Genomic DNA, 2516 nt, shown 5'->3' on the forward strand with positions numbered 1-2516 from the left:
GAGGGAGGCGATGGCGGCACTTTGCCGTGCGCGATACCGTTTGCTGCGTCTGGAGCAAGGCGCTGACGGTGCCGGGGTCGGCGTCCGGGATGTTGTCACGGGTGAGGTGTTGCGCCTGGCGGATGCGGAGCTTTTGCCCCTGCTGGACGGTATGACCCTGTTCGGCCGCGTGGTGACGCTGCCCGGCGGGGTTGGTTGCCTGGCGGGTGCGGCAACGCCGCTCGATGTTGCTGCCCTGGCGGTGGCGGCTGGTCATCCGGTGGCAGGTGCCCCGGCTGCAAGCGCCAATGTGCGCTGGGCGGAGGCGGTTTATGCCCATGTGGTTCGCCATGGTACGCTGGATGTTCCCGGCCTGAACCGGCCAATGGGAGAGGCCGGCGGCGTGGGGCTGTTTGAAGAAGGGCAAAGCGAGTTGGAAGACCTCGCCATGGCATGGCTGGCGCTGGACGCGCGGGCACCGGACGCGAATTTGCTTCAGCGCACGCGGCAAACGGCCAATCTGGCGAATATACTCGATACATTGGCCGCCGCCGTGCAGTCCCGCGATGGCGGCAGGGATGATGTTGCCACGGCCATTGAGCGCTTGTTGTTGGTGCAGTTGGAGGTGGCGCAGCATCGCGAGCGCCATGGCGTTGGCGGGCTTACCCTGGCTTTGGTTGCCTCCGGGCTTGCCGATGCCGTTGCCAAGCGCGGCTGGCCGCAGCGGGTGCGCGCGCTTTTTGAAACATTACGGGCAAAACTAGCGGGTGGCCGCGTGGCGGAGGACCTGGAGTTGGAACGGCTCGTGCAGCGCATTCAAGGTCTGCGCGCTAAAACGGTGGCCCAAGGTTGCACGGAACATGAAGCGCTGGCAGCGGCGGAAAAAGTGGCGGAGTTATTGGACCGCTACGGTCTGTCACTCGGTGAACTTGAATTTAGGGCACAGCCTTGCGAGGGTATCGGTATCCAGACCAACCGCCGCCGCATTGCGCCGATTGATGAATGCATCCCGGCAATTGCGAATTTTTTTGACTGCCGCGTCTGGGCGGAGCGCGCCGAGGCTGCGCCGTTACGCTATATCTTCTTCGGCCTGCGTGGTGATGTGACGGCGGCGCGGTATCTCTACGAGATGGTTGAGCGTGCGTTTGAGACCGAGACCAACGCGTTCCGCGCCAGCGATATTTATTTCGAGATGGCCGGCGAACGGCGAACGGCGACAAATTCCTTTCAGACCGGCTTGGCGCGGGGCATTTCCGGCAAGCTCCATGCTATCCGCGCCACGCGCGAGGCCACCATGCGCGGTGGCTCGGGCCGCGATCTGGTGCCGGCCAAGGCGGCGATGGTGGAGGAGGAGATGGAGAAGCTGGGCCTTAGTCTCAGTTCCCGTGCACTCGGCCGCGGTAAGCGGGTTCTTAGCGATGCATTCGCGGCGGGCGAAGCGGCGGGTCAGCGATTTGAATATGCCCCGGGGATTGCCGCGACGGCGTAAGTTCGGGCATCACTCCTACTGCCGCGTGATTGAAGGTCTGACGCCAAGAGCGCTGAGCATTTACGCCCATGAATATTGTTGAATTGAAGTTGGAATAGAGGTATATCCACGCTGGATATACCTCGGAGATTATTCATGCTGACGCGCACATCCCTGTTCCTCTCCAACCGCTCGCAAGCTGTGCGCCTGCCCAAGGCCGTGGCCTTTGCTGATGAGGTGCGCGATGTGGTCATAGTCCCTGACGGCCCGCGGCGGATCATCGCACCTGCCGGGGCGGCTTGGGACGATTTCTTTGACGCGCCGGGAGTTGACCTGAGCAGGCGCGAGCAGCCTGCGATGCAGGAGCGTGAACGCTTCTGATGCTGCGCTATATGCTGGATACCAATCTTTGCATCCGTGTGCTGCGCGACCGGCCGCAGGGCTTGCGGGCGCGGTTCAATGCGAATGCCGAGGCACTTTGTCTCTCCGATGTGGTACTCTATGAATTGCTGTACGGGGCCGAGCGATCGAACGACCCGCCCCGCATTCGCCGCGAGGTGGAGCATTTTGCCGGGCGACTGACGGTTCTGCCCTTTAACAGCGAGGCGGCGGCGCACACCGCCGAAATCAGGACTGAACTTGAGGGGCGGGGCTGCGTGATCGGGCCGTATGACCTTATGATCGTCGGCCATGCCCGCAGCCGGGGCTTGGTGGTTGTCACGGGTAATTTGGGCGAGTTCCAGCGGGTTCAGGGGCTGAGATGCGAGGATTGGTTGGTTTGAGCACCAGTTCCGGTCGTGTTGGGCAGTCGTTCAGGGGGGAGGCATGCCGACACCATTTCGTCGATGAGTGCGGCTAGCACAGTTTACACGATTTACCGTAATGACTTCACCAAATCTATCACATATATTATCACATAAATGAAAAATTATGAAAATCATTCTTATTTTTCAATTGATTAAGTCGCTATTCGTCAGGCTCATAACCTGAAGGCCGCACGTTCAAATCGTGCCCCCGCAACCATCTTGATTTGCTCAACCAGAACAGAAACAGAACCGTCCGTGGAAAC

At 60.8% G+C, this 2516-nt stretch carries 3 protein-coding genes; all 3 read left to right on the forward strand.

Annotated features, from left to right (window positions below):
* Positions 1 to 1468, forward strand: a 1468-nt coding sequence (locus tag HKL97_RS09175) for a DUF2786 domain-containing protein (RefSeq protein ID WP_291424608.1), incomplete at its 5' end; no start/stop codon positions are given.
* A 135-nt stretch (positions 1469 to 1603) separates the two neighbouring features.
* A complete protein-coding gene (vapB, locus tag HKL97_RS09180) occupies positions 1604 to 1828 on the forward strand; it encodes a type II toxin-antitoxin system VapB family antitoxin (RefSeq protein WP_291424610.1) in 225 nt (74 codons plus the stop codon).
* Positions 1828 to 2229, forward strand: a complete 402-nt coding sequence (gene vapC, locus HKL97_RS09185; protein WP_291424612.1) for a tRNA(fMet)-specific endonuclease VapC — start codon at positions 1828 to 1830, stop codon at positions 2227 to 2229. The genes vapB and vapC overlap by 1 nt, the downstream gene beginning before the upstream one ends.
* Positions 2230 to 2516 lie beyond the last annotated feature (287 nt).

The organism is Acidocella sp. (assembly GCF_013044125.1).
Lineage (GTDB): Bacteria > Pseudomonadota > Alphaproteobacteria > Acetobacterales > Acetobacteraceae > Acidocella.